The organism is Aurantimonas marina (assembly GCF_017183135.1).
In the GTDB taxonomy this organism is placed as follows: Bacteria; Pseudomonadota; Alphaproteobacteria; order Rhizobiales; family Rhizobiaceae; genus Aurantimonas; species Aurantimonas marina.
In genome coordinates this window covers 265,817-290,856 of record NZ_JADDXW010000001.1, presented here as the reverse complement: position 1 = coordinate 290,856, position 25,040 = coordinate 265,817, and the positions used below count along the sequence as shown (strand labels likewise).

At 64.7% G+C, this 25,040-nt stretch carries 20 protein-coding genes and 1 tRNA gene; 8 read left to right on the top strand and 13 right to left on the bottom strand.

The features are described from left to right. Nucleotides 1–6: 6 nt before the first annotated feature. Both ING15_RS01415 and ING15_RS01410 read right to left on the bottom strand, forming a co-directional pair. Nucleotides 7–1,155, bottom strand: coding sequence for a hypothetical protein (locus ING15_RS01415; protein ID WP_206452977.1), 1,149 nt, complete (start codon nt 1,153–1,155; stop codon nt 7–9). A gap of 93 nt (nt 1,156–1,248) precedes the next feature. Then, a complete protein-coding gene (locus tag ING15_RS01410; RefSeq protein WP_206452976.1) occupies nt 1,249–3,003 on the bottom strand; it encodes an AsmA family protein in 1,755 nt (584 codons plus the stop codon). A 230-nt stretch (nt 3,004–3,233) separates the two neighbouring features. Between ING15_RS01410 and ING15_RS01405 the strand changes: the two genes are divergently transcribed. Then, a complete protein-coding gene (locus tag ING15_RS01405; RefSeq protein WP_206452975.1) occupies nt 3,234–5,186 on the top strand; it encodes an acetoacetate--CoA ligase in 1,953 nt (650 codons plus the stop codon). A gap of 142 nt (nt 5,187–5,328) precedes the next feature. Then, nucleotides 5,329–6,738 (top strand): chromate efflux transporter, encoded by a 1,410-nt coding sequence (gene chrA / locus ING15_RS01400; RefSeq protein WP_206452974.1) that lies wholly within the window; start codon nt 5,329–5,331, stop codon nt 6,736–6,738. A gap of 54 nt (nt 6,739–6,792) precedes the next feature. Here chrA and ING15_RS01395 read toward each other — a convergent pair whose 3' ends face one another. The 3 genes from ING15_RS01395 to ING15_RS01385 form a co-directional block, all read right to left on the bottom strand. Then, a complete protein-coding gene (locus ING15_RS01395; protein ID WP_206452973.1) occupies nt 6,793–8,484 on the bottom strand; it encodes an ABC transporter permease in 1,692 nt (563 codons plus the stop codon). A 167-nt stretch (nt 8,485–8,651) separates the two neighbouring features. Beyond that, a complete protein-coding gene (locus ING15_RS01390) occupies nt 8,652–9,719 on the bottom strand; it encodes a Fe(3+) ABC transporter substrate-binding protein (RefSeq protein WP_206452972.1) in 1,068 nt (355 codons plus the stop codon). 251 nt (nt 9,720–9,970) lie between these two features. Continuing rightward, nucleotides 9,971–13,759, bottom strand: coding sequence for an ATP-binding protein (locus ING15_RS01385; RefSeq protein ID WP_206452971.1), 3,789 nt, complete (start codon nt 13,757–13,759; stop codon nt 9,971–9,973). A 268-nt stretch (nt 13,760–14,027) separates the two neighbouring features. Here ING15_RS01385 and ING15_RS01380 point away from each other — a divergent pair, with 268 nt between their 5' ends. The 4 genes from ING15_RS01380 (at nt 14,028) to ING15_RS01365 (ending at nt 15,672) form a co-directional block, all read left to right on the top strand. After that, nucleotides 14,028–14,492 carry a phasin gene (locus ING15_RS01380; RefSeq protein WP_206452970.1) on the top strand — a complete coding sequence of 155 codons (465 nt, stop codon included), beginning with the start codon at nt 14,028–14,030 and terminating at the stop codon, nt 14,490–14,492. Nucleotides 14,493–14,664: 172 nt separating this feature from the next. Then, a tRNA-His gene (locus ING15_RS01375) sits at nt 14,665–14,741 on the top strand. Between the two features lie 204 nt (nt 14,742–14,945). Continuing rightward, on the top strand, nt 14,946–15,284 hold the full coding sequence (locus ING15_RS01370) for a hypothetical protein (RefSeq protein WP_206452969.1): 339 nt from the start codon (nt 14,946–14,948) through the stop codon (nt 15,282–15,284). A gap of 4 nt (nt 15,285–15,288) precedes the next feature. Then, the gene (locus ING15_RS01365) at nt 15,289–15,672 is read left to right on the top strand and encodes a hypothetical protein (RefSeq protein WP_206452968.1); all 384 of its coding nucleotides are present in this window, start codon (nt 15,289–15,291) and stop codon (nt 15,670–15,672) included. Between the two features lie 4 nt (nt 15,673–15,676). Here ING15_RS01365 and xseA read toward each other — a convergent pair whose 3' ends face one another. After that, complete coding sequence (gene xseA, locus ING15_RS01360) at nt 15,677–17,299, bottom strand: exodeoxyribonuclease VII large subunit (RefSeq protein ID WP_206453231.1); 1,623 nt, start codon at nt 17,297–17,299, stop codon at nt 15,677–15,679. 144 nt (nt 17,300–17,443) lie between these two features. On the opposite strand from xseA, the gene ING15_RS01355 reads away from it, so the two are divergent. Then, the gene (locus tag ING15_RS01355) at nt 17,444–18,211 is read left to right on the top strand and encodes a pentapeptide repeat-containing protein (protein WP_206452967.1); all 768 of its coding nucleotides are present in this window, start codon (nt 17,444–17,446) and stop codon (nt 18,209–18,211) included. Between the two features lie 171 nt (nt 18,212–18,382). Here ING15_RS01355 and ING15_RS01350 read toward each other — a convergent pair whose 3' ends face one another. The 3 genes from ING15_RS01350 to ING15_RS01340 form a co-directional block, all read right to left on the bottom strand. Then, complete coding sequence (locus ING15_RS01350; protein ID WP_206452966.1) at nt 18,383–18,658, bottom strand: hypothetical protein; 276 nt, start codon at nt 18,656–18,658, stop codon at nt 18,383–18,385. 138 nt (nt 18,659–18,796) lie between these two features. Further along, nucleotides 18,797–19,009 (bottom strand): cold-shock protein, encoded by a 213-nt coding sequence (locus tag ING15_RS01345; RefSeq protein ID WP_206452965.1) that lies wholly within the window; start codon nt 19,007–19,009, stop codon nt 18,797–18,799. 291 nt (nt 19,010–19,300) lie between these two features. Beyond that, the gene (locus ING15_RS01340; RefSeq protein ID WP_206452964.1) at nt 19,301–20,251 is read right to left on the bottom strand and encodes a LysR family transcriptional regulator; all 951 of its coding nucleotides are present in this window, start codon (nt 20,249–20,251) and stop codon (nt 19,301–19,303) included. Nucleotides 20,252–20,433: 182 nt separating this feature from the next. On the opposite strand from ING15_RS01340, the gene ING15_RS01335 reads away from it, so the two are divergent. Beyond that, nucleotides 20,434–20,706, top strand: coding sequence for a DUF1127 domain-containing protein (locus tag ING15_RS01335; RefSeq protein ID WP_206452963.1), 273 nt, complete (start codon nt 20,434–20,436; stop codon nt 20,704–20,706). 59 nt (nt 20,707–20,765) lie between these two features. On the opposite strand, the gene ING15_RS01330 is transcribed toward ING15_RS01335, so the two are convergent. From ING15_RS01330 to ING15_RS01315, 4 genes are all read right to left on the bottom strand, one after another. Next, nucleotides 20,766–22,082, bottom strand: a complete 1,317-nt coding sequence (locus tag ING15_RS01330; RefSeq protein ID WP_206452962.1) for a hemolysin family protein — start codon at nt 22,080–22,082, stop codon at nt 20,766–20,768. Between the two features lie 171 nt (nt 22,083–22,253). After that, on the bottom strand, nt 22,254–23,198 hold the full coding sequence (locus ING15_RS01325) for a hypothetical protein (RefSeq protein ID WP_206452961.1): 945 nt from the start codon (nt 23,196–23,198) through the stop codon (nt 22,254–22,256). A 171-nt stretch (nt 23,199–23,369) separates the two neighbouring features. Continuing rightward, entirely contained in the window at nt 23,370–24,743 is a 1,374-nt protein-coding gene (locus ING15_RS01320) for a glutamate--cysteine ligase (protein WP_206452960.1), read from the bottom strand. Nucleotides 24,744–24,798: 55 nt separating this feature from the next. Beyond that, nucleotides 24,799–24,942 carry a hypothetical protein gene (locus tag ING15_RS01315; RefSeq protein ID WP_206452959.1) on the bottom strand — a complete coding sequence of 48 codons (144 nt, stop codon included), beginning with the start codon at nt 24,940–24,942 and terminating at the stop codon, nt 24,799–24,801. Nucleotides 24,943–25,040 lie beyond the last annotated feature (98 nt).

The following is a 25,040-nucleotide window of genomic DNA, read 5'->3' as shown; positions in this document are numbered from 1 at the left end:
TAGGGGTTAATCGGCGCAGTCACAGGCTTTCGTGTGCGCGGCCTCGATCGCGCCGAGCGTGGCTTCGATCGTCGCGAGCATCGGGTCGCCTCCAGCCGGGCGGTGGGCGAGATAGTCGAGCGCCTCGATCTCGGCGAAGGCAGCGAGGAGCACGCGCCGGACAAGCGGATCGCCGATCGTGGCCTGCTTGCCGACAACCAGGGGTTTCAGCGCGGCCAGCCGTGCCAGCACCGGGCGCGTCCGGGTTTGCGGAGCATCGCGCTTTTCGCCGACGGAGCCCGTTGCCGCGACGGCGCGTTTTGGCGGGGTCGTGAATCCGCCCGTCTCGGCCGCCTCGGTGAGATCATCGAGCGCAGCAAGCCGGTCGCGGTCGCTCACCAGCGGCGTCACTTTGGCCATTGCGAGCGGCGGCAGATCGGGATCGATGACCGGCCCGTAAACGCGCTTTTTGGTCGAATACGCGGCGGGCGTGAGGAACGCACTCATCCGCTCGGCGCCTTTGGAAGGGCGAAGCTCGGCGATGGGGTCGCCGCCTCTCGCCGTTGGAGCGAAATGTGGCGCCGGCACCGGCTGCATCGCCGCGTAAGCCTGGCGGATCGCGCGCCGCGCCACCTCGCGCTGAATCGTCAGGTGCTCCGCCGGCTCGGCCGGCGCGGACGCGATCCGATGGGCGAAATCGCGCACCGTCGCGAGGTAGTCGGGCACGCCGCCGCACAGATAGGGGGATTCGTCCTGGGTGAGATATTCGCCGAGCTCGGTCACGATCCGGTCGGCGATCCACCGCTTGTCGGAACTGGCGAGCCAGGCGGCGCGGCCACGGGCGCGGGCCTGGGCGACGGCCTGCCGCAGCGCCGCCATCTCTTCCGGATCGCGAGGCCGGGAGGGCGGTGCGAAAATCAGCGATCCGGGTAGGCTGTCGTCGCCCTTGAAGGCAATCGTGCGGGCCGCCTTGATCTTCGGGTAGTCGGACTGTCGGATTGTGACGAGCGCGGCGTGATAGCGGCTGACGCATGCGCTCGGATCGGCGCTCGCCTCGGCCGTCGACGGTGCGGCGAATGCCGTCCCGGTCGCCGTCAGCATGAACGCTCCGGCGAGCATCGGCGCAATCCGGCGGCGGGCGCGGTGCGGGGCGTCGGCGAGGGATTTACCTGACATGCGACGTTTTCGATCCGGTTGTCGGGCGCCGGCCGCAAGCTCGATCGATCGTCCGGTCATCACGTTCGATACGTGTCAGACCGGGTCGTCAGCCTACTGCGTCGTCACGTCCGGGTTGGGCCATTTGCCCCCGATAGTGAATGCAATCGGTTTCGATGTGGTGAATGCGGCTTGGGAAGAGGCCGTCTTGGGCGCCCGGGGATCGTAACGCCCGCGAATGGTGACGTCGCCAGCGATGAGCGACAGGTCTCCGGAGGCTGCGAGGACGCCGGTGCCGTTTTCGATCGTCATGCCCTTCAACCGAACGCCGGCGCCGTCTGTCGCGATGGTTGCCTCCAGGCCCGTATAGGAGACAGTGGTTCCCGCCAGACCGTCCGCGAGTGGCCGCGTCCCGGATAAGGCGAAAACCTTGGGAGAAAACCCGCGGATCGTCCCGTCGCGCGACACAAATTCGGCCTCGACACGGGCACGGCCGAGAATGGATGCCCAGTCGCGGAAGGGCGCTGTCACGTCGGCGGAGAGGCTGGAGCGCCCGGTCATGGTGACCGCTTCGATCTTCAGGGCTTTCAGCAAGCTGGCGGTATCGATCCCGGTGGCGGAAAGATGGCCCGTTGCGGAGAGCGTCGCCGCATTGGCGTCGAAGACGAGCTTGGCCTGGCTACGGCCGCCGAAGACGGCTGCATCGCCGATATCGAGCTCCGCCCGGCCATCGCCGAGCCTGACGACCGCTGCCACATCCCTCAACGGTAGCGGACCCAGGTTTGCCTGCGCCGCCGACAGGCGGATGTCGAGCTTCACTGCCTTGGCGAAGTCGATGTCGATCGGTCGTTTGAGGTCGAAGGGATCGACCGGTAATGGCAATACCGCGCGGGCAAACGGGCTGAAGTCGAGGCTTGCGAAGGCCAGTGTGCCACCGATGACGGGCGCAGCCGGGGCGAAACTCGCCTCAAGCGCGCCATGTCCCCGGCTGCCGGCGATCGATATGTCGGCCTGCTGCAGATTGGCGTGGAGGCCGGCGAGCAGCAGGTCGCCCTTCAGTGAAAACGGACCGACATCGGGTATCCGCAGGTCGGGGTCGGCAAACCACCCGATGCCGTTGCGCAGAGAAGCGCCCGTCAGCTCGATCCTGCCGTTGATCGTGGCGTTGTTGTCGAGACTCGCGGTACCATCGAAATTCGCGGTCAACGGCGCCGAGGACAGGTTGATGTCGACGCCGCTCGATCCGCCGGCCACAAGCGCGTCCGGAGCGCCGATATCGATATCCACATCGGCTGGCTGCCCGTTCCACAGAAACGAACCGGACAGGCGTAGCGCAGCCCCGCTCGAGGCCCGTGCGACGATCAGATTGATATCGCTGATCCCTCCGCCCGCTACCTTCGGATAGGGATGGATGGCGCCGTCGCGGATCTCTATGCGCCGCAATCCCTCGATCCGACCGAGGAGCATCCTGGCGAGCTGCCGCGGCTTGGCGTCGCTCCGTGACGGCGCCGCGTTCGCCTTCGGCCGATCCGCCGACGATTTGATGTCGGGCCGGATCAGCACCATGCGCGAGATGTTCGCCGACCCTGTCAAGGCCGTCATGGCGTCGAGATCGGCGACGATCTGGCCGATGGTGAGCGAGCCCGTGGCGCCGATGCGCACGCGGTCGACAATGATGCGGGTTCGGGGAAGCAGCGAGAACGCGATGTCACCCTCGATGGTGACGGGTTCGCCAGTCATGTGTTCCAGCCGGGCAACGACGGCGCGCCGCGCCGCGTCGGAACCCAGCGCAAGGCCGGGAAGCGTGGCCGCAAGCGCGATCAGGACGAGGAAGATCATGATCGCGGCCGCCATCCGCGAAAGGCGCATGAACCGAGATCTTCCGCGCAAGGGTTCGGGCTGCGATTCGAGCCTGTCCCGGGGAGAAATGGGCGTCACGAAGCTTCCTTCTTCAATTCGTCCCTTCTAGACCCCGGCGTAATGTAAAGCCAAGGGCGTCGTGGTCGCGGTCCCTCGGGCAAAGGATCGACATCGCGCCGATCGTTGCCATCGGGGAAGGGCTATGGCACCAGCAAAGGCGCCACGAAGAGGGATAGACAATGGGCGGCAAACTGCTCTGGACACCCGGTAAAGAGCGCGTCGCGCGCCATCCGATGACAGCGTTTGCGGCCATGGCCGGAGCGCGCGAGAGCCTCGAATTCGCCGACTATGAAGCGCTGCATCGATGGTCTGTGGACAACAGGTCGGCTTTCTGGGGCGCGGTCTGGGACTTTTGCGGCGTTGCCGGGGAGCGTGGAGAAACCATTCTCGCCGAAGGTGATTCGATGCGTGAGGATCGCTTCTTCCCGGACGCGCGGCTGAACTTCGCGGAAAACCTTCTGGGACGGCCGCAGTCCGGCGACGCCATCGTCTTTCGCGGCGAGGACAAGGTGCAACGGCGGGTGAACTGGGCTGAGCTCACCGACCTCGTCTCGCGCCTCGCGCAGGCCTTTCGCGCCGAGGGCGTCGTCGCCGGCGACCGGATCGCGGCAATGATGCCAAACATGCCGGAAACCGTCGCCGCCATGCTCGCCTGCGCGTCGATCGGCGCGGTCTGGTCGTCCTGCTCGCCCGATTTCGGCGAACGCGGCGTGCTCGATCGCTTCGGCCAGATCGAGCCGAAGCTGTTCGTAACGGTCGACGGTTATTACTATGCCGGCAAGGCCATCGAGATCGCCGACAAGCTCGTCCCGATCACCGCGGAATTGCGGCCCTTGCGCACCATCGTCGTTCCCTATCTCGGCCAAGCCGAAGCGATCGCGTCCAAGGTAAGCAACGGCGTCGCCCTCGACGCCTTCCTCGCGCCCTTCGCGCCGGCGAAGATCGCTTTCGAGCGGCTGCCCTGCGCCCATCCGCTCTACATCCTGTTTTCCTCCGGCACGACGGGCATCCCCAAATGCATCGTCCACTCGGCCGGCGGCACGCTGCTCCAGCACCTGAAGGAGCTCCGCCTGCATTGCGGGGCCGGGCCGGACTCCCGCGTCTTCTACTTCACCACCTGCGGCTGGATGATGTGGAACTGGCTGGTCTCGGCGCTCGCCACCGGCGCGACGCTGCTGCTCTATGACGGCTCGCCCTTCCATCCCGATCCGAACGTCATCTTCGACTACGTGGCCCAGGAGAAGGCGACGTTCTTCGGCACCAGCGCCAAATTCATCGATACGGCCCGCAAACACGGACTGACGCCGATCGAAACCCATGATCTGTCGGCGGTCGAGATGCTGGCCTCGACCGGTTCGCCGCTGTCGCCGGAAAGCTTCGACTACGTCTATGCGGGCATCAAGTCCGACGTGCATCTCGCCTCGGTCTCGGGCGGCACCGACATCGTGTCCTGCTTCGTTCTCGGGGTTCCCTGGCGTCCGGTCTATGAGGGCGAGATCCAGGGGCCGGGCCTCGGCATGGCGGTCGACGTGTGGGACGCGGCGGGCATGCCGGTGCGCGGCGAAAAGGGCGATCTCGTCTGCACGAAAGCGTTCCCGGCGATGCCGGTCTGCTTCTGGAACGATCCGACCGGCGAACGCTATCAGAACGCCTATTTCGACCAGTTTCCCGGCGTGTGGTGTCATGGCGACTTCGCCGAATGGACCGAGCATGGCGGCATCATCATTCACGGCCGCTCGGATGCCACGCTCAACCCGCAAGGGGTCAGGATCGGCACCGCCGAGATCTACAACATCGTCGAGCAGATGGACGAGGTGCAGGAGGCGATCTGCATCGGCCAACCCTGGGACGACGACGTGCGCGTCGTCCTGTTCGTGCGGCTCGCCGACGGGGTCGCGCTGACCGAGGACCTGACCCGGCGCATCAAGTCGGGGATCCGTGCCGGCGCCTCGCCGCGCCATGTGCCGGCAAAGGTGCTTCAGGTCGCCGATATCCCCCGCACCAAGTCCGGCAAGATCGTCGAACTCGCCGTGCGCGAAGTGGTCGAGGGCCGGGAGGTCAAAAACAAGGAGGCGCTGGCCAATCCAGAAGCGCTGCACGAGTTCGCAGGACGGAAGGAGCTGGCGAGCTAGAGCATCGGATCAAAAAGTGGAATCCGATTTGTGGATCATTCCGGTGCACAATCAAAGTGCCAGAGCGTCCCTTGTGCCTCTCAATGGAAGCCCGGCGCTCTAAGCGGCGGCTTCCCGCCAATCGCCGATCGGAACACATAAGATGATGGACAGTCTCCGCGGCGAGCCGCCTTCTCCGGCATTGGGGCAGGGCCATGGCATATCCTTCGCCGAGGCCACACGGGTCTGGCTGCGCATCGCCGCGCTCTCCTTCGGCGGGCCGGCGGGACAGATCGCCGTGATGCACCGCATCCTGGTCGAGGAGAAGCGGTGGATCGGCGAGAACCGTTTTCTGCACGCGCTCAATTACTGCATGCTTCTGCCTGGCCCGGAGGCGCAGCAGCTGGCCACCTATGTCGGCTGGCTGCTGCACGGGACGAAGGGCGGCCTTGTCGCCGGCACGCTGTTCGTGCTGCCTGGCCTCATCAGCATCATGGTCCTCGGTTGGATCTACGCCGCCTTCGGCAATGTCGGAATCGTCGCGGCGCTGTTCTTCGGGCTGAAGGCGGCCGTGCTGGCGATCGTCCTGGAGGCGGTGGTGCGGATCGGTCGGCGGGCGCTGAAGAACCGGGTGATGCTCGGCATCGCCGCTGCGGCCTTCGTCGCGATTTTTCACTTCGACGTGCCGTTTCCGCTGATCATCCTCGCGGCCGGAGCCATTGGCTATGCCGGCGGTCGCTCCGGGCACCGCGCCTTCCTCGTCGGTGGCGGACACGGCACGACGAAGGGCGCCGTGCTCGCCGATGCCGACTCGGCGCTGGGGGAGACGATTCCGAAACACGCCCGCCCGAGCCTGGCTTGGGTGATCCGCGTTGCCGGCGTGCTCCTGGTGCTCTGGCTCGCGCCTGTCGCCTTGCTCTTTTTCACCCTCGGCGCCGGCAACGTCTTCACCGACATCGCCCTGTTCTTCTCGCAGATGGCGGTCGTGACCTTCGGCGGCGCCTATGCGGTTCTTGCCTACGTGGCCCAGCAGGCCGTCGACGGCTACGGCTGGCTGGCGCCCGGCGAAATGCTCGACGGATTGGGCCTGGCGGAGACGACGCCGGGGCCGCTGATCATGGTGACGCAATTTGTCGGTTTCCTCGGCGCCTTCCGCGATCCCGGCACGTTGAACCCGTTCGTCGCGGGGACGTTGGGCGGTCTTCTGACCACCTGGGTCACCTTCGTGCCCTGCTTCCTGTGGATATTCCTCGGCGCGCCTTTCATCGAGAAGCTGCGAAGCAACCGGGCGCTGTCGGCGGCGCTCGCCGCCGTCACCGCGGCCGTCGTCGGGGTGATCCTCAACCTCGCCGTATGGTTCGGCCTGCACGTCCTGTTCGGCAAGGTGCGCGAGATATCTCTCCTGGGCGGGACGATCGATCTGCCGGTGTGGAGCAGCGTGAACGGCCCGGCCCTCGTCCTTTCGCTGGCCGCCGCCATCGCCGTCCTTGGCTTTCGGATCGGGATGATCAAGGTGCTCGCCGCATCCTCCGTCGCCGGCGTCGCGTGGTATCTTCTGTTTGGCCTTGGCTAATGCGAGAGGGATGCGGCAAGCCGCGCGGTTCGATGCCACCGATCGGCCGCGCCCTTATGCCCGATCGGTCTCCTTCAGGATCGAGCGGGTCAAGAGCATCACCGGCAGGATTCCGACCATGACGATCATCACTGCCGCCAGGGCACCGTCCTCGAAGGCGGCGCGCGAGGTCTGCGCGTAGACGAAAGTCGCCAGGGTCTCGAAATCGAAGGGGCGCAACAGGATCGTCGCCGACAGTTCCTTGGTCGCATCGACGAAGACCAGGAGAAACGCGGTGAGCAGCGCCGGCTGCATCAATGGCAGCAGGATTTGCCGGAGCGTGCCGCCGGGGCCGCGCCCGAGCGTGCGCGCCGCCATGTCGAGATGCGGCGACAGCTTGGAAAGGCCGCTCTCGATGGCGCCGTGGCCCATCGCCATGAACCGCACGAAGCAGGCATAGACGATGGCAAAGCCCGAGCCCGACAGCAGCAGACCGGTCGAGACCCCGAACCAGTCGCGCATCACCGCGTCGACGGCGTTGTCGAAGGCGGCGAGCGGGATCAGGATGCCGATGGCGAGCACGGTGCCCGGCACGGCGTAGCCAAGCGCGGCGACCCGCACCAGCGCCGCCAGTCGCCGGCTGCCGGTGAGACGGATGCCGTAGGCCATCGCGAAACCGGCGCCGACGGTCGCAAGGCCAGCGGCTGTGGCGATGACGACGGTATGCTGGAGCGCCCGCCAGAGCTGCGGATCGGCCAGCTGGTCGAGCCGCCGCAGGGCGAAGTCGCCGAGCACCAGAATCGGAATGCCGAAGCCGACCGCGATGGGAACGGCGCAGGCGAGGGCGGCGAGCCAGCCGCGCCAGCCGCGCAGTCGTTCATGGCCCTCCTGCGGACGGTCGCCGCGATGGATGGTGAAACGCTGCTGGCGCCGGGCGAAGCGCTCGACCAGGACAAGAAAGACGATGACAGCGAGCATGAACAGGGCGATCTGCGTCGCGCCATAGAGATCGCCGCGGTTGAGCCAGGTCGAATAGACGGCGAAGGTCAGTGTGCGGACGCCGAGGAATTCCACAGCGCCGATGTCGTTGACCGCCTCCATCAGCGCCAGCGCGATGCCGATCGCGATCGCCGGCCGCGCCATCGGCAGCAGGATCTTGACGAACACAGCGGTCCGTGAGGCGCCGAGCGTGCGCGCCACGTCGCCGGCCTTGCGGCCCTGCATGACGAACACCAGCCGCACGGTGAGAAAGACATAAGGGTAGAGCACCGAGGACAGGATCAGGATCGCGCCGCCGAGCGAGCGGATCTCCGGAAACCAGTATTCCCGCGCGCTTTGAAAGCCGAAGAGATCGCGGATCGCGGTTTGCACGGGCCCGGCGAAATGCAGGAATTCGACGACGCTGTAGGCGGCGATATAGGTCGGAACGGCCAGCGGCAGCACCAGCGCCCAGGCGAAAATCCGCCTTCCGGGAAACTGGAAGCTGGCGACGAGCCAAGCCGTCACCACGCCGATCGAGCCGGCGACGAGAGCGATCCCCAGCATCAGGGCGAGCGTCACGCGGCTGGCTTCCGGCAGGATCGTCTCGGCCAGATGCCGCCAGTTGGTCGACGTGCCGGACGCCGCGATGACCACCAGCGCGACCAGCGGCAGGATCACCGTCAGCGCCACCGCCGTCGCGCCGACGAGATAGCCGCGATCGCGCCCGCGCTTCAGGCGCAGACGGTTCCGGATGAGCGGTTTCAGGAGCGGGGCGGCGTTGGACATAGAACGGTGGGCAATCCTGCGATAAACGATCGAACTGCGGTCGGTCCGGCGAAACCGGAATCGATGGCGACTGGCCACAGGGCTTAGCAGGCGCACGCCGGCGAAGAAACGCCCGGCGCCCGAAGCGGAAATCCGCCCGGGCGCCGGGTGCGCGTTGTGACCGGTTTTTAGCTTCGGGTTTGACTCTGCGGTCCGTTGTCGAAGCCGACCTCATCGACGATTTCGGATGCCTTTGCCCGGAATTTGGCGATCTCGGCGAGCGGCATGTCGTCCGGCTTCATTTCGCCGAAGGACGTGACCAGCTCAGAGGTCGCGATGCCGGGCTTCACGGGATATTCGTAGTTGAGCTCGGCGTAGATCTTCTGGGCCTCGTCGCTCGACAGGAATTCCATCAGCTTCAGGGCGTTGTTCTTGTTCGGCGCGTTCTTGGCCAGCGCGATCCCGGAAATATTCACATGGGTCAGGCCGTTGTCGAAGGTCGGCATGATCACCTTGATCGCCTCGGCCCACTCCTTCTGTTCCGGCTCCTTGTCGTTGGTTGCCATTTTGCCGACGTAATAGGTGTTGCCGAGCGCGATGTCGCATTGGCCGGCGAAGATCGCCTTGGCCTGGTCGCGGTCGCCACCCTCGGGCCGGCGGGCCAGGTTGTCCCGCAGGCCTGCGGTCCATTCACGCGCCGCGTCCTCGCCGTAATGGGCGATATAGGCGGCGATCAGCGCGACATTGTAGGGGTGCTGGCCCGAGCGCACGCACAGCCGTCCCTTCCATTTCGGATCAGCCAAGTCCTTGTAGGTGATCTGGTCCACGTCGACGCGCTCCTTCGAGGCGTAGGCCACCCGGCCGCGGGCGGTGAGGCCGAACCATTCGTTCTCGGCATCGCGGAATTGGGCCGGGATGTTCGCCGTCAGCGCCGCGTCGTCTACCGGCTGCACCACGCCGGCCTGCTTGGCGGCGTCGAGCCGGCCGATATCGACGGTCATGATCAGATCGGCCGGAGAATTGGCCCCCTCGGCGGCGACGCGCTCTTCCAGACCCTTGTCGAGAAAGATTGTCGCCGTTGTCAGACCCGTCTCCTCGGTGAAGGCGTCGAGCAGCGGCTGGATCAACTCCGGCTGGCGCGCCGTATAGATGTTGACGTCCGCCGCCTTGGCGGTCGCGGCGGTGAAGGACACGGCAATGAAGCCGGCGGACAGGGTCAGGGCGCGCGCGAGCCGCGGCAAAAGACGCTTGGTCATTGAAACTCTCCTCGATCCGCGGCGGCGATTGCCTCCCGCGGTTTGGGCTGGTCGGGACGGGTGGGTCGTATCGACGCGCGACAGAACCCACCCGTTTGCGGTGAAAGAGCCGCCTGGGATGCGACCCGGCGCACTCATGCCGCATGGGCTTGGACAGCACAAGAGGATTCATTGAAAATAACGAATAAAATCAATGGTTTAGAAGTATTCTAATGTTGAATCATTCTAAAGCGAGAGGGACATGAAACGGTTCAGTCGGTCAGAACTCTTTGCGGCGGAAACAGAATTTCGACCAGCGTCCCCTCGCCAGGGGTCGAGGAAATCGCGAAGGCGGCGCGGTTGGCTTCGACGAGCGCCTTGGTCAGCGGCAGGCCGAGGCCGGTGCCTTCCCCGCGTCGGCGCGCATCCGGATTGATCTGCCGGAATGGCATCATGGCGATTTCAATCTCGCGCTCGCTCATCCCGATCCCGCTGTCGCGGAACCTCAGCGCGACGTCGCCTCCCGGCGAATAGCTGGTCGAGACGATGATCTGGCCGCCAGCCGGCGTGAAGCGGATGGCATTCGAAACGAGGTTCATGGCGATCTGCCGGATCGAACGGTTGTCAGCGATGACCGGCGGCACCGACGAGGGCAGGTTGGAGCGCACGATGACGCGCTCGCGGTTTGCCTGCGGCTGCATCAGCGCCACGACTTCGGCGATCACCTCGTTCAGCGAGACCGCCTCGAAGGCAAGATCGAGCTTGCCGGCCTCGATCTTGGTGATGTCGAGCAGATCGTTGACAAGGTCGAGTACGTGATGGCCGGACCGCTTGATGTCGTCGAGATACTCCAGGTAGCGCTCATTGCCGATGGGACCGAAGCACTCCGCCGACATGACGTCGGCGAAGCCGATAATGGCATTGAGCGGCGTGCGCAGTTCATGGCTGATATTGGCGAGGAACTGGCTCTTCTGGAGGCTCGCCGCCTCGGCCTCGCGCCGGGCAGTGGTCAATTCCTCTTCCACCCGTTTGCGATGGGCGATGTCCCGGACGACGGCATACCAGCCGCTTTCGTCCGGCAGCCGGCCAAAGCGCAGCAGCAGCGGAACGAAGCCGCCCTCCGCGACGCGGCCGATGACCTCGCGACCTTCGCTATCGGCGGAAGCGGCATTGCCGTGCCGCAGGTCCTCCAGATAGTCGCTGGCCGCCTTCTGGCTCTGATGGGCGAAGAGCGTGATGAAGGGGCGTCCGGCGCTGTCGCCCTCGGCAATGGCGAAGAGCTTGTGGGCGGAGCCGTTCATGGAGCGGATGGTGCCCGCGGTATCGAGCAGAACCAGACCGTCCGCCGCCGTCTCGATCACGGCTTTCAGGTCCTCGACCTCCTGGCGCAGGGTCTCGCGTTCGCGGTCGTCGCTCGCCTTGTCCAGGTCGGCGATACCGGCCGAAGCGTGCCGAATGGCGGCCGCGCTGATGCTCGGCGAGGCGAAGAAGGACATCACCAGACAGGAGCGCCCGGCGATCGTCGAGCGCTGCATGTGGGTGCGAACGGCGATCGTCTCTCCGTTCGCGCGCCGGACCGACAGCGCCTCGTTCTCAGAGTCCGGCTCCGGGCTATCGGTGAACAGATGGGCGAGGCCGCCGGCATCGCCCAGCGCCGTGACGGTCTCGTAGCCGGTCAGATCGAGGAATTCGCGGTTCCCATAGATGATATCCTCGCGGACCTGCACCAGGACAGGCAGCGGAAGGTCGGCGTAAACGGTTTTAAGCTCGGCGAGCAGGGCGGACTTGTCCGACGACAGCATATCGGCGGAGTTGGTATCGGTATCGTCGTCACCGTCGTCACGGCCGTTTCCGTCGCTACCAGCGGCATCGACGACCGCCTCGGCCGGTGGCTGGCCGCCGTCGCCCGCGTCCTCGACCGGCTCCTTCGCGGTCGTCATCTCGTTGTCGGGATCGGGCGACCGGCCGGCTTCGCTTGCCGCCTCGGCGGATACCTGCCCGTTGGCGCGAGCATTCTCCAATTCGTCGATGCGCCGTGTCGCCGTCTGGATTGCCTGCCCGAGTCGACTGGGCGCATCTTCGTGGGCCAGGGTCTGGCCGATCGCCCGGAAAGCAGCCTCTTCGTCCTGGCTGAGGTCGCCGTCCTTGGAGCGCCGGCGCTCCTCCAGGCGAATGATCTTGGGCACAACGCGGTCAGGGGGCGTGTCGGGTCGATCGGCCGGATCGCGGCGGCCGAAGGATACCTCCCGCTCCTCCGACGAAAACCGCTTCAGCAAGGCGCGTCCGCCGATCTCGCGCGATCTGCCGACGGAATCGTCCGCCAGTGATTCATCGAGCGCGTGGTCGACCACATTGGAGCGCGCGCCCAGACCCAGGCCGATCGCTTCGGGATCCTCCACGGCATCGGCCAGCCGCGCAATGCCGAAGCCGCGGAAGCCGTCGAAGCTGCGGTCGCGGGCATAGACCGGAAGTGCCGCGAGATCGATGGGAACCCGCTTGGCGGTGTTTTCGAGGGGCCAGTAGACGGTTCGGCCGGACCAGGTGTCGCGGCGGTCGAGGAGCCGACCGACCTCGCCATCGGTATCGATCCCGTAGGCCGCGGCAACCTCATGAAAACTCTGATCGATGACGTCGGCGGAGCGAGGGCCGACGGCGGCGGCAAATTCCGGCGACAAGGAGCGGAAGCGGCCCTCGCTGTCGATGCGCCAGACGAAGCGGACCGAAACGACATCCAGGCGGGGCGAGAACGGCGTTTCCGTGACACCGTCGTCTGCTTCCTCCAGATCACCGGCGGAGGCAGCGCGATCGCCTTCCTGTTCGTCGCGCAATGGTACCGATGCGGTGAGGTCGCGGCGCCGCGATCCGGTGTCATCAGCCACCGGCTCGGGCGGCGTTGGTTGTCCTTCATTGGCGGCCCGGTCGCTTTCCGGCACCTGCTCCGTCGGCAAAGCGTCCGGTGTGGGGCGCGCCGGTGTCCCCCAGCTGGATCGCAGCGGACGGGGAGGGGAAGCTGCTGCCGCATGGGCGTCGTAGGGCTGCTGCGGACCCGGCGCCGGCATGAGCGTGTTCTCGCTGGTGATGGCCGGGATATTCCCGTCGCGGGACGTATCGCGATCGGTATCGATGGACTCGTCCTTTTGCTCTATCGTCGGGCCATCGGCATCAACGGCCGCCACAATGCGATCGTCCCCAGTCGGTCCGGCGCCGCCCTCACGTTCGTGGGCCGCTGCGTCGGTTACGGCGGCCTCGACATTGACGCTGTCGGCCTCGTCCGGCTCCGTCGCCGCCTCAGGCTCCGGCATCGACGTCCCACCATCGCGGTTTCTGAAGTACCAGCGTTGGAGCAGCGCGCTCATCCCCATCTTGCCGATCTGATCGGACCTTTTGTCATCCGGATCGGCCTGGGGTTCCAGTGCGACGTCCCTGGGCGACGAAGTCGGATCCGCCCCATCGGTGCCCGGAATATCATCGTCGGTTGGACCATCGGCCTCGGCACCCTGCCGTTGCGGTGCGGCGCCGACCCAGACCAGCACACGCTCGTCGTCGAGCTTCGCCAGCATCAGGATGCTCCCGTCATCGCGCGCGACGACCCGATGCGTGTCCGTCGAGACGCGGAAGGCGGCAAGCGTCTCCGGATCGAGCGTTTCGTCCGCCAGGATCGTCGGATCGTCAACAGTGGGATGGCTGCTCGGCAACCCGCTCACCGAGACGAGAACGAAATCGTCGAGAATTTGGCCACCGGAAATCGGCCGGAGTTCGGCGGTCGCTGGAGGCCCAAGCCCGCCGCCGAGCGGACGCACCAGCGCCTTGGCGTGGCCTACGGCCGCCAGCATGCGGCCCGCTGCGCGGATCTGGCGGATCGGGGCGGTGTTGATTTGGGCATCCGCCGGCTGCGGTCCGGCCGCGTCAAGCTGTAGGAGACGAGCACCGGCGCTGTTGGTCCAGAGCAACCGCGTCAGATCGGACGAGAAGACGGCCAGAGCCGTCGAAGCGGAGTTGGCCTCGCGTACTTGCGGATGTGCCATGATCGCTAACGCGATGGGCACCGTCGGTGTCGCCATGGGCAACGCTTTCAAGCTTGCCGCGCCTATGCGCCTCAACGCATCATGCACGGTCCAGAGCCGATCTTAAGAATGGATTCATAATAGCGCCTCCCCAGGGAATCCAGAATCTTCCGGCCTTGGCCCGGACTCGTCGCGTTTAAGGGTTAATTGTCTCGCAGGTGCAAACTATTACTCAGCGAATGTTGCACTGCACAAATATGATTGCTATATAAATGGGCAGTCGCCTGCTTCCCATCGGCGACACCCAACATGAGGAGACAGTGATATGGCCGACTCGAAAAACACCCAGGACCCCTTTGCGATGCCGAACCCACAGTCGATGATGGGGATGGATCCGTCGCAGATGACCGAAACCTTCCGCGCCATGACGCAGAAGTCGATGGAGCAGTCCAAAGAGGCCTATGGCCGCATGAAGTCCGCCGCGGACGAAGCGACCAAAGCTCTGGAGTCGACGATGGAGAACGCCCATCAGGGTTCGCTCCAACTATCGAAGAAGGCGATCGACGCGATGCGCAACAACGCAGAGGCCGGCTTCCAGCACCTCGACAAGATGATGTCGGCCAAGTCGTTCGCCGAAGTCATCGAGATGCAGACGGCTTACGTCCGCAAGCAGATCGAGTTGGCCACCGACCAGAGCAAGGACATGCAGGCGCTGAGCCAGTCGGTCGCGCAGGACATGATGAAGCCGAGTCGCGACGCCTTCCAGAAGGCGCAGAAGAACGCCAAGTAATCAGGCCGCCGAGATGCTGGCGGGACGCCTGTCGCCCCGCCGCCGCCATGCGCACGAGGAAGACCCGGCCTGTCTCGGCAGCCGGGTTTTGCCGTGATCGATCGACGATCCGGGCTTGCGTAGGACGGCGAAAGATTTTATCTGCACCTTGGCGCGGACGAGAGTCCGCCGTGCGGTTGTAGCTCAGTTGGTTAGAGCGTCGGATTGTGGCTCCGGAGGTCGGTGGTTCGAGACCACCCAACCGTACCATCGAATTTTACAATGAAGAAAATGATTAGCAGATAGGGCAGAGCGCTCAATTCTGCATTTCGTGTGACGCCTTGTTGCAAACCGGTTCCCTTGATTTTCGGCGGGTTCCTGCGACACTCGGCAGTTCCATGCAGCAGTGATGTCACACAGAACTGCTGTCATCCTTTCTGTGCCATTATTCGGCCTCGCCGATGCTGAAAAAAATTGAACCAGAATGCTGCGGTTCATAGCGATGAAATAATTACAGGGCTAATTGATGTGACTGAAGAGTTTGATAAAGATCCGTATCATGGCCGGGTAGATGAACTCGAAGAGGCCGTATACAGGATTCGTGGTGATGCAGGAAAATCCTGTCCATCGTGTGGAAAAAACACCATTGAAGCTTTGGTTCTCTCTGGCGACAATAAAAATCCGATCATAAGTGGCCATGTAGTTCATGAGGGCGATAGCTCTGGCGCCTATATTCCGTCCTATCTTTTCACTTGCACGAACTGCGGATTTATTATGTCTTTTTTAACCGAAGCCATCCAAGGAAAATATTAATCATATGGTGCAAGTTGTTTCTCTCCATCCATCAGATGGAAGTCGGCCCTTGCCACCTGGCGATGGCGGGGGCAAATATGACGGCATGGAAGCACGCGTTAGCAAGCTTGAGAACGATATGACCGACATCAGGGTCACTCTTGGACGCATTGATGAGCGGACATTGGCCATTGCCCAAAATATGGCCGGTAAAGCTGACCTAGCGTCTGCGGAGGCCAGTCTGCATGGCAGGGTCGGAGGTGTCGAGACCGGCTTGAGCACTCGAGTCGGAGCTGTCGAAGGCGAGTTGAAACGAACTTTGGGCTTTTGGCAATTCTTTGGAGTGATGGCGGCGGCGGTGGCGCTCATACTTGCGTGGCCGAAGCTCTCAGCTTTGCTCGGTGTATGACTAGTCAAAATAGCGAGCCCTGGCCCTCGACGGGCTTTTTCGCCGCCGCACGGCGGCGCGGGCTCGGCTTGGCCGGGGCCGTCACGCCGCTCTTAGCGGCCGTGGGATCTGCGTCCGAACCGCCATCGCCCGTCGCGACGGCCGGGCGCCGCTCGTTCCCGGCAAACTGCACCGTGAAGGCCATGCCCGGCGTCAGGCCGTCCGCCCGCACGATCGGCTCGTCCGCCTCGCCGCGAATGATCGCATAGCCGCGTTCCAGGACGCGCAACGGATTGAGACTGTCCGCCATGCGCCAGGCCGCCGCGATCCGCTGCCGGCGGGCTTCCGTCGCCTGCACCTGCGCCGTCGACAGCCGCTCACCGAGCGTGTCCAGCCGCAGCCGCGCGGCCTCGCTGGCGAGGGTGATCCGGTATGGCTGCAGCCCCGCCGCCGTCCGCTCGAAGCGCTGCCGCATGCCATGAAGCCTGGACTGCAACGCGTGGCTGGCACGGGTCTCTTGATGGCGCAGATCCGAGCGCTTGTCCCGGATCAGGCTGTCGAGGCGCGACGGCGACAGCCGGCTGGCGACGTCCCCATAGTGCCGACGCTTTTCCGAAATCGCCACGCGCAGGCATTGGCCGAGCGCGGTGGTGGCCTCGTCGAGTCGGCGCCGTGGCAGCGCCAGCAGCATGTCGGGCGAGGGCAGGGCGCGGGCCGTGGCGGCGACGGACTTGCGCTCCTGATCGAGCCGCCGCGAGATCGCGCCGGCCTGCCGGGCGTGAAGACCGACGAGGTTGGCCAGAAGTTCGGCCCGCACCGGCACGGCGATTTCGGCGGCACCTGTCGGCGTCGGCGCGCGCCGGTCGGCGGCGTGGTCGATCAGCGTCCAGTCGGTCTCGTGTCCCACCGCCGAGATCAGCGGGATCGTCGAGGCTGCCGCCGCGCGCACCACCGCCTCGTCGTTGAAGCCCCATAGATCTTCCAGGCTGCCGCCGCCGCGCGCGACGATGATCAGGTCCGGCTGCGGTATCGCGCCGTCCGGCTCCAGCGCGTTGAAGCCCTCGATGCCGCGCGCGACCTCGTCGCCCGAGGTTTCGCCCTGGACCCGCACCGGCCAGACGATCAACCGGACCGGGAAGCGGTCGGCAATGCGGTGATGGATGTCGCGGATCACCGCGCCGGTCGGCGAGGTGACGATGCCGATGACGCGCGGCAGATAGGGCAGGCGCTGCTTGCGGTCGGCCGAGAACAGCCCTTCGGCCTCCAGCTTGCGCTTGCGCTCGTTCAACAGCGCCATCAGCGCCCCGGCGCCGGCCGGCTCGATCGTCTCGATGACGATCTGGTACTTCGACGAGCCGGGATAGGTGGTGAGCTTGCCGGTGGCGATCACCTCCAGCCCTTCCTCCGGCTTGAAGGCGAGCCTGGCGAAGCTCGTCCGCCAGATCACGGCATCGATCCGTGCCCGATCGTCCTTGAGGCAGAAATAGGCGTGGCCGGAGGAGTGCGGGCCGCGATAGCCGGAAACCTCGCCGCGCACCCGGACATGGCCGAACGCGTCCTCGACGGTCCGTTTCAGCGCGCCTGAGATTTCCGAGACGCTGTATTCGGCGACATTCGATGCGGTGGGGGATTCGTCGAGACGGCTCATTGCGGCCATCATGGTGAGCTCCGTCCGCGGGTCAAGGCGAAACCCGGCGATGCCAAGTGATGCTGATCAATCGGATGCGTTTTGACCGCGCGCCTTTCCGGTGCATGCTGGAAGCGGGCGCCGGACCATCCAGGGAGGATGTCCATGCGGAAATTCGTGGGAACGCTTGGTTTCACGTTGCTGGCCTTGCTGCTGCTCGCCGCGCCGGCGGCGGCGCAGGACATGATGAGCGGGCTCGACCTGACCTCGCCGCGCATGACCGAAGCGGAAATGAGCCGGGCCGAGGTCGAGGCACTGCTGAGCCAGGCGACGCCCGACAAGCCCGCCGATCTCAACAGCAAGGCGCTGAACGGCCTCGATCTCTCGGGGCTGAATTTCGACGGCGCCGACATGACCAGCGCCTATCTCAACGGCACGGATTTGTCCGACGCCAGTCTCGTTGGCGCCAAGCTCGATCAAGCCTGGGGGCTGAAGGCCGTCTTCACCAACGCGAATCTATCCGGGGCCAATCTGTTTCAGGCGCAGATGATCGACGCCCAATTCGACGGCGCCGATCTGTCCGGCGCGCGACTTGCCAGCGATTTCACACGCGCCTCGATGGTCGGCGCGAATATGAGCGGCGCGGATTTTTCCGCTGACATGCGCAACCAGTCGATGGGGATGATGCGCGGCGTCCTGAACTCGGCGGACCTGACCGGCGCGGATCTTTCAGGCGCCAATCTGTCGCGCGCGGCGGGAGAATTCGCCAATTTCACGGATGCGAATTTCGCCGGCGCCGACATGCGGCGCATGGAGGCGGCGGGCGCCAGATTCGATGGCGCCAATATCGCGGGCGCGAATTTTGCTGACGCCGATCTGCGGTCCGCCAAGCTCGGCAACGCCAAGGGCGCGGCGAAGAATCTGGAACGCTAATGGATCAAGGATAGGGGGCAGTGCCGGGCCGTCAACGCGCCGGCGTGCCAAAGGGTATGCGGAGTGGTTGCCGGATTCTTGCGTCCGCTCAATGAAGGGCAAGGCGCCCCATGACGAACAGCGGTTTAAGGCTGATTGGCATCAGGTGACGGGCACGGGCCGCGAGAGGCTTTATAGTTTTGCTGCGGGCGATCCCAAAGACTTCTCCCGATAGGCCGAAAAACCCTCGCTTCGATACAGGGCTTCGATTTCGTCCATGGAGAATGAATTTTCGTCCGTGTCGATCGACACGCCGAAGCGCTCCGTCTGATCATCCTCGACCGCGAAACATATGCCCTCGGCCAACGTCTCGAAACGCCGGTGGGCAACGCCACCTTTCGGCACCACGCGGCGCGCGGACCTCGCCCAGAAAAGATCTGCCGGCAGATCGAAATTGATGATCGGCATGCTCGATTTCTCCTTCGCCGCGGCATTGGTGGGCCTGACGAAACACCGCCGCGTCCAGCCTCCGGCCGCCTGTGGCTGCATTCCCGCCGCGAGGCTCAGTCCTTGCGGCGGGGATGCCATTCTACCTTGCTCGAATGGTCAGGCGATCGTCTTCAGATTTTCGGCCGACATCTTGCCGCTCTTTTGATCGGACATGAGTTCGAAACTGACCTTCTGGCCCTCGTCCAAACCGTTGAGACCGGAACGCTCGACCGCGCTGATATGAACGAACGCATCGGCGCCCCCGTCATCCGGTGCGATGAAGCCAAAGCCCTTTTGAGCGTTGAACCATTTCACTGTTCCCGTAGCCATGGGAAAACCTTTCTAGAATGAATTCTGAAACTCGTAACGCTAAACGCTACGGTATTTTGTCGTCGATGGCGAATACTAATGATTACGAGAAAAAATCCTGAAAACCCTAGCGCGCACAAATTATTGCCACCTCGAAATATATGGGATTAACGCGCTCGTATTTCAAGCAAGACGAATCTCCTCGCTGACGGCCGACATTCAGCCTGACCCAGCCGGCGTCAGGCCCGTACGAATCCAAGCGCAGTGAGTGCAATTGTTTTGCGGGACAGCCCCAGGGAGATGGCCGCCGCTCTATTCCGCCGCGACCATCGCCCCGCGCGGTCGCTGTGGGCGCGGCGTCCGCGTCTCCGGCAGATGCGCGGGAACAGCCTGCGCCGCCGGCGACAAGTTCGCCAGACTGTCGCGGATATGCTCGACCAGGGCGCTGACCACCGGCCCGTCGGCGTTGCGCGATCTGAGAACGCCGATTTCGGTATCCTGCAGCACCGGGAAATCGTCGAACTCGCCGAGTACCCGCATACCTGGCCGTAGCGCGCATTCCGGCAGCACGCTGACGGCCAGCCCCGACAGCACCGCCGAGGTGACGATCTGCGCCGACCATGAGGTGAAAAGGACCTTGTAGCGCCGCCCGATGCGGTCGAGCGCCGCGCAACCTTCGGTCCGCCAGACGCAATCCGGCCGTCCGAGCGCCAGCGGCAGCACCGGCTCGTTGTGGATGTCGTGCGAGGCTGAAGTGACGAAGTGTAGTGGTTCGCGACGCACGACCTCGGTCAGCGTCGCGCCGGGAAAGCAGTCGGACACCAGCGCTACGTCAAGCCGGCCCTTGTCGATGTGCTCGGCCAGATTGGACGAGGGCTCGCAGGCGATCTGAAGTTCGACCAGCGGGTTGGACCGCGAGAAGCGCGCCAGGATCTCGGGCAGGAAGCGTTCGGCGTAATCGTCCGGCAGGCCGATCCGCACATGGCCCTGCATTGCCTCCTCATCGAAGGCCGACAGCGTCTCCTGGCTGAGCGCCAGCATGCGCCTGGCGTAGGCGAGCAGCCGGGAGCCGTCGTCGGTAATCCGGATCGTCCGTCCGGTCCGCTCGAACAGCATCGCGCCGAGCCGTTCCTCCAACCGCCGCATCTGCATGGACACCGCGGATTGAGTCTTGAACACGTCCTCCGCCGCGCGGGTGAAGCTGCCAGCGTCGACGATGGCGACGAAGGTGCGCAGATGATCAAGGTCGAGAGGCGTGCTCATCGGATTTTCCATCAACGAAAACGATGCCTCACATTACTAACATTCGTTGGAATGATCAATCCGGACCGCATAGCTTTCATCCTGTCAGGAACGACTCGGGAGCGTCGCGGCTCTGCCGCAAGGGTAAAGCGTGGGCGCTCCCATTTTTTCCTGAAACCGATGGCTATGAAAGGACAACAGCCATGACGATCATCAGCAAGCCTCGGCTCGGCACGCCGCTCGCCCATCCCCTCCAGGCGATCCGCCTCTCGCTCGTCGCAGCCCGTGCGATCGTCAAGACCATGGTCAATCGCCGTCAGGCGCGCGCCATGACCGAGTTGCCCGATTATATGCTGAAAGACATCGGCATTCGCCGCGGCGACATCGATGATGCCCTGCGCGGCGACTGGCGCGAGGATCCAACCTATCGGTTGGCGCTGACGGCGGCGCAGCGACGCAATGCGGGATGCCGCTGACGGCGGCCCCGGCCGCGCCCTCCGGGCGATAGCCGCGGGCGGAAGCCGTGGCTATCGGCTCAGGAAATGGACGTTGACTCCGCCTCCGCCTCGGCCGGCACCTCGGTGACGAGCAGCTTGTCGATCCGCCGGCCGTCCATATCCATGATCTCGAAGTCCCAGCGTCGCCAACGAAACCGTTCGCCGACATCGGGAATGTGCCCCAGATGATTGAGGACGAAACCGGCGGCCGTCTCGTAATCCCGTTCCGAGGGAAAGAGCAGGCCGGGCACGGCGTTTCCAACGGCGTCGATCGGCGTCGCCGCATCGATCAGCCAGGAGCCGTCGCCGCGCGCGATCACGCGCGGATTGTCGTCCTCGCCTTCCGGCAGCGCCCCGGCGATGCCTTTCAGGATGTCGGTCGGCGTCGCGACGCCCTCGAAGGAGCTATATTCGTCGAGCACGATCGCGATATGGATCGCGGCGGCGCGAAACCGCTCCAGGAGTTTGAGGATCGGCATCGTTTCATGGACATAGAGCGGCTCGCGCATGGCCTCGGCGAGGTCGATCGTGCCGGTGCGGCGTTGCTGTTCGAGCAGATCCTTGGTCTGGACGATGCCGACGACCTTGTCGGTGTCGGTGTCGATCACCGGAAAGCGCGAATGGCCGGCCTTGAGGATCTTGTCGAGCAGCGTATCGGCGGAGTCACGTCGGTCGAGCCAGGCCGTATCCGGCCGCGGCACCATGATCGAACGCACCGTGCGATCGGCGATCCGGATGACGCCTTCCAGCATCTCCCGTTCCTTCGGCTTGAAAACGCCGGTCTGCGTCCCCTCGGCGATCATCGCCTTGACGTCCTCCTCCGTCACCTTATCGCCGTCCTCACGATCGCCGCCGACGAGCGCCATCACAGCCTTCGTCGACACGCGCAGCAACCACACGAGCGGGGCGCCGGCCATGGCGATCATCGTCATGATCGGCGCGACCTTGACGGCGATTGCCTCCGCACGGCTGAGCGCGAAGCGCTTGGGCGCCAGCTCGCCGATGATCAATGACAGATAGGTGATGACGACGACGACAAGCACGAAGGCGACGGTGCCCGCATAAGGGCCGATCACCGGCCAGTTGCGTATAAGGTCGGCCAGAGGCACGGCGAAAACCGATCCGCCATAGGCGCCGGCGACGATGCCGACGAGAGTGATGCCGATCTGAACGGTCGACAGAAAGCCCGTCGGATCCTCGATCAGACGGATGGCGCTGGCCGCGCCGCGTCGACCTTCCTTGCGCATTTGTTCAAGACGCGACTTGCGTGCCGATACGATGGCAATCTCCGACATGGCGAAGAAGCCGTTGAGGACGATGAGCAGGAGGATGATCAGGAATTTGGTGAGGAGCAAAAGGCGACCTTGAGGTAGATTCTGGACGAGCGCATGAAGATGGAAACGCGACGACCCGAAGCAAGCCGCAAGGCGTTCGGTCGGTCGGCGGGTGGGGCGGTGCGCAAACGGGAAGGTTGCTCTCCGCCCGTGGCCGCATTGAGTTATCCACCCTGGCCCCGCCCCGGAAGATCAGCGGCCCTTGTCGTTTCCAAGACCACCTTGGAAACGCTGGAACAGTTCGGTCATCTGGCGGGCGTAGTCGTCCTGCATCTCTTGGCCGGCGCGGGCCAGATCGTCGAAGGAGTTGGCAGGCGTGGCGTCGGGCTCCGGAGCGGGCGCGGACCTTTCGGGCGCACCCGTCGCGGCATCGTCGCCGGATTGCAGCCCGCGCGCGAAACCTTCCATCATCGCCTCGAAGGGCTGGAAGGAGGTGAAACCCGACGCTGGCGGCATGTCGTCGCCCGCCTGCCGGCTTGTCGAAGACGGGCGCCCGGTCGTTTCGGCGGCCGGCGGCATGAAGGGCAGCTTGCCACTCAGCGCATCCGCGAAGAGCCCGGCGAGATAGTCCGATCCGGCCGCGCCCGGGAAGCTCGGCTGCCGACGCCGCTGACTGTCAGATGGGCGCCCCATGGCTTCCATCGCGTTGGCGCCGCGCCGCATCATCTCCGCGATCGCCGCCGGATAATTGCCGTCGGCAAATCCTTCCGGCTGATTTCGCGCGACATTGGCGAGCATCATCTTGACCATGGTCTGCATGGTCATGATCGAAAGGTTGCGCATCAGCTTCTCGACCGTGTCCGGTGCGATCCCGCTGGCAAGCGAGACCTTCCGCGCCACCGCGTTGGAAATGTCGCGCGAGCCGAACAGCGCGTCGGCCAGATCCTTCGCCGCCGGGCTTCTGGCGGTCTCCGGTCCCGGCATGGTGGTGCCGTCCATGAACGGCAGAAACCGGTGGGAGAGCTCCGTCCAGGCGGCTGGATCCAGCATCGCGCGCTGCAGTGCCAGGGTGAAGGCGGGCGCCAGCGCCTCCGTAGTCTGCCGCACCTCCCGTTGGCTGAGCTTGAAAGCATCCGCCAGGCGATCGGCGCCAAGACCGGAATCGCCAACAGTCAGCCAGTCGAAGAAATCGGTCATTTTGACCTCGATCGCAGCGTGCCCGTCCACATCCGGGCACACCATGCGCTCCCTGTCAAAGCGGAGCAACCGGTTCTTGCCCGATCATCGGCAAAACATCGCGCGAACGGGTCTCTGCAGCGGGGCAATCCGTAGCGCCGCGCGCCTGGTGCGGCTGCGGAGGCCGATCGATCAGTAGCTCAGATGCTTGAAGACACGCTCCATCGAACCGCCCCATTGCTCCTCGTAGAGCCGGACCAGCTCTTCCCCAGATGTCGTGCCGCGGGCGACGACTTCCTCGAGCGGTGCGAGAAAATGACTCTCGTCGTTGCCTTCCTCGTTCAGGCGATGCCGGGCGACCAGGCCTTGGCGCGACAGTTTCAGCGTCGCGCGTGCGAGGTCGAGCACGGTGCCGTCCCGGAACGGGGTGCGAAATCCGCTTCGCGGCACCTCGGTGCGCATGGCCGACACTTCTTCAAAGGTCCAGTCACACGTCAGCGCTTCGACCGCGGCGAGCGTCGCCTCGTCATAGAGCAGGCCGACCCAATAGGCGGGCAGGGCGCAAATGCGCCGCCACGGGCCGCCATCGGCGCCGCGCATCTCGATGAAGCGCTTCAGGCGCACGTCCGGAAACAGCGTCGACAGATGGTTGACCCAATCGCCCATCTGTGGCTCGGGGTCGCTGACCCGGCCCTTCAGGGCGCCGTCCATGAATTGCCGGAAGGTGACGTCGGTCGCGTCGGTGTAGTGGCCATCGCGGGTGACGAAATACATCGGCACGTCGAGCGCCCATTCCGCGTAGTCGCGGTAGGTGAAATCGTCCTTGAAGACGAAGGGCAGGAGGCCGGATCGCTGGTTGTCGACGTCGGACCAGACCTCGGAGCGCCAGGAACACAGGCCGTTGGGCTTGCCCTCGGTGAAAGGCGAATGGGCGAACAACGCCGAGGCAACCGGCTGCAGCCGCATGCCGATCTGCATCTTGCGGCGCATGTCGGCTTCCGACGCGAAGTCGAGATTGACCTGGATCGTCGCCGTGCGGAACATCATGTCGAGGCCACGCGTGCCGACCTTGGGCATGTAGCGGCGCATGATCTCGTAGCGCGATTTCGGCATGATCGGCGTTTCGTCGAGCGTCCAGGTCGGTGAGGAGCCGATGCCGAGAAAGCCGATGCCGAGTTCCTTGGCGACGGCGCGGACCTGGGCCAGATGCCCGTTGGATTCCTGACAGGTGGCGTGGATGGTCTCCAGCGGCGCGCCGGAGAGCTCGAACTGACCGCCGGGCTCCAGCGAGATCGCGCCCTGGCCGTCGCTGCCGTAAAGCCCGATGATCCTGCCGTCATCGACGATCGCTTCCCAGCCGGACAGCGCCTGCATCTTCTCAAGCAACTTGCCGATGCCGCTCTCGCCCTCGTAAGGCACCGGCGAAAGGTCGTCGACATAATAGCCGAACTTTTCGTGCTCGGTGCCGATCCGGAAGAGCGTCGCCGGCTTCTCGCCACCTTTGAGATAGGCGGTCAAATCCTCGACCGAGGTGACCGGTGTCAGATCGGTCGTGTCGCGCGCCATGCAGGAGCCCTCTAAAATCTTCGCCTGGAGTCGCCCGCACGGACGAGGTGATGGTTCAGGTGGGGACGTGCCCAGTTTTTCGCCCGATCGCAACATAATTCGGGTTGACGGTGCGGCCAGTCCTTTTAGCTTCGGCGTCGAAATGCGCCCCGGCGCCGTATGGGCGCCACGGCACCTCGGCATCAATGGCGATGAGCATTTGATCCTCTATGCTATTTTTGCTTGAATTATATGACTAGGTGGTATAGATTGAGAGGTGCGTTCGGTTCCACTATCCGGTCGCCGGACCATTTGAAT

Bases quoted from the DNA above. Each gene is read 5' to 3' on its own strand.
- ING15_RS01415 (WP_206452977.1), bottom strand. From the start codon at position 1,155: ATGTCAGGTAAATCCCTCGCCGACGCCCCGCACCGCGCCCGCCGCCGG.
- ING15_RS01410 (WP_206452976.1), bottom strand. From the start codon at position 3,003: ATGCGCCTTTCGCGGATGGCGGCCGCGATCATGATCTTCCTCGTCCTG.
- ING15_RS01405 (WP_206452975.1), top strand. From the start codon at position 3,234: ATGGGCGGCAAACTGCTCTGGACACCCGGTAAAGAGCGCGTCGCGCGC.
- chrA (WP_206452974.1), top strand. From the start codon at position 5,329: ATGATGGACAGTCTCCGCGGCGAGCCGCCTTCTCCGGCATTGGGGCAG.
- ING15_RS01395 (WP_206452973.1), bottom strand. From the start codon at position 8,484: ATGTCCAACGCCGCCCCGCTCCTGAAACCGCTCATCCGGAACCGTCTG.
- ING15_RS01390 (WP_206452972.1), bottom strand. From the start codon at position 9,719: ATGACCAAGCGTCTTTTGCCGCGGCTCGCGCGCGCCCTGACCCTGTCC.
- ING15_RS01385 (WP_206452971.1), bottom strand. From the start codon at position 13,759: ATGGCGACACCGACGGTGCCCATCGCGTTAGCGATCATGGCACATCCG.
- ING15_RS01380 (WP_206452970.1), top strand. From the start codon at position 14,028: ATGGCCGACTCGAAAAACACCCAGGACCCCTTTGCGATGCCGAACCCA.
- ING15_RS01365 (WP_206452968.1), top strand. From the start codon at position 15,289: ATGGTGCAAGTTGTTTCTCTCCATCCATCAGATGGAAGTCGGCCCTTG.
- xseA (WP_206453231.1), bottom strand. From the start codon at position 17,299: ATGAGCCGTCTCGACGAATCCCCCACCGCATCGAATGTCGCCGAATAC.
- ING15_RS01355 (WP_206452967.1), top strand. From the start codon at position 17,444: ATGCGGAAATTCGTGGGAACGCTTGGTTTCACGTTGCTGGCCTTGCTG.
- ING15_RS01350 (WP_206452966.1), bottom strand. From the start codon at position 18,658: ATGCCGATCATCAATTTCGATCTGCCGGCAGATCTTTTCTGGGCGAGG.
- ING15_RS01345 (WP_206452965.1), bottom strand. From the start codon at position 19,009: ATGGCTACGGGAACAGTGAAATGGTTCAACGCTCAAAAGGGCTTTGGC.
- ING15_RS01340 (WP_206452964.1), bottom strand. From the start codon at position 20,251: ATGAGCACGCCTCTCGACCTTGATCATCTGCGCACCTTCGTCGCCATC.
- ING15_RS01335 (WP_206452963.1), top strand. From the start codon at position 20,434: ATGACGATCATCAGCAAGCCTCGGCTCGGCACGCCGCTCGCCCATCCC.
- ING15_RS01325 (WP_206452961.1), bottom strand. From the start codon at position 23,198: ATGACCGATTTCTTCGACTGGCTGACTGTTGGCGATTCCGGTCTTGGC.
- ING15_RS01320 (WP_206452960.1), bottom strand. From the start codon at position 24,743: ATGGCGCGCGACACGACCGATCTGACACCGGTCACCTCGGTCGAGGAT.
- ING15_RS01315 (WP_206452959.1), bottom strand. From the start codon at position 24,942: ATGCTCATCGCCATTGATGCCGAGGTGCCGTGGCGCCCATACGGCGCC.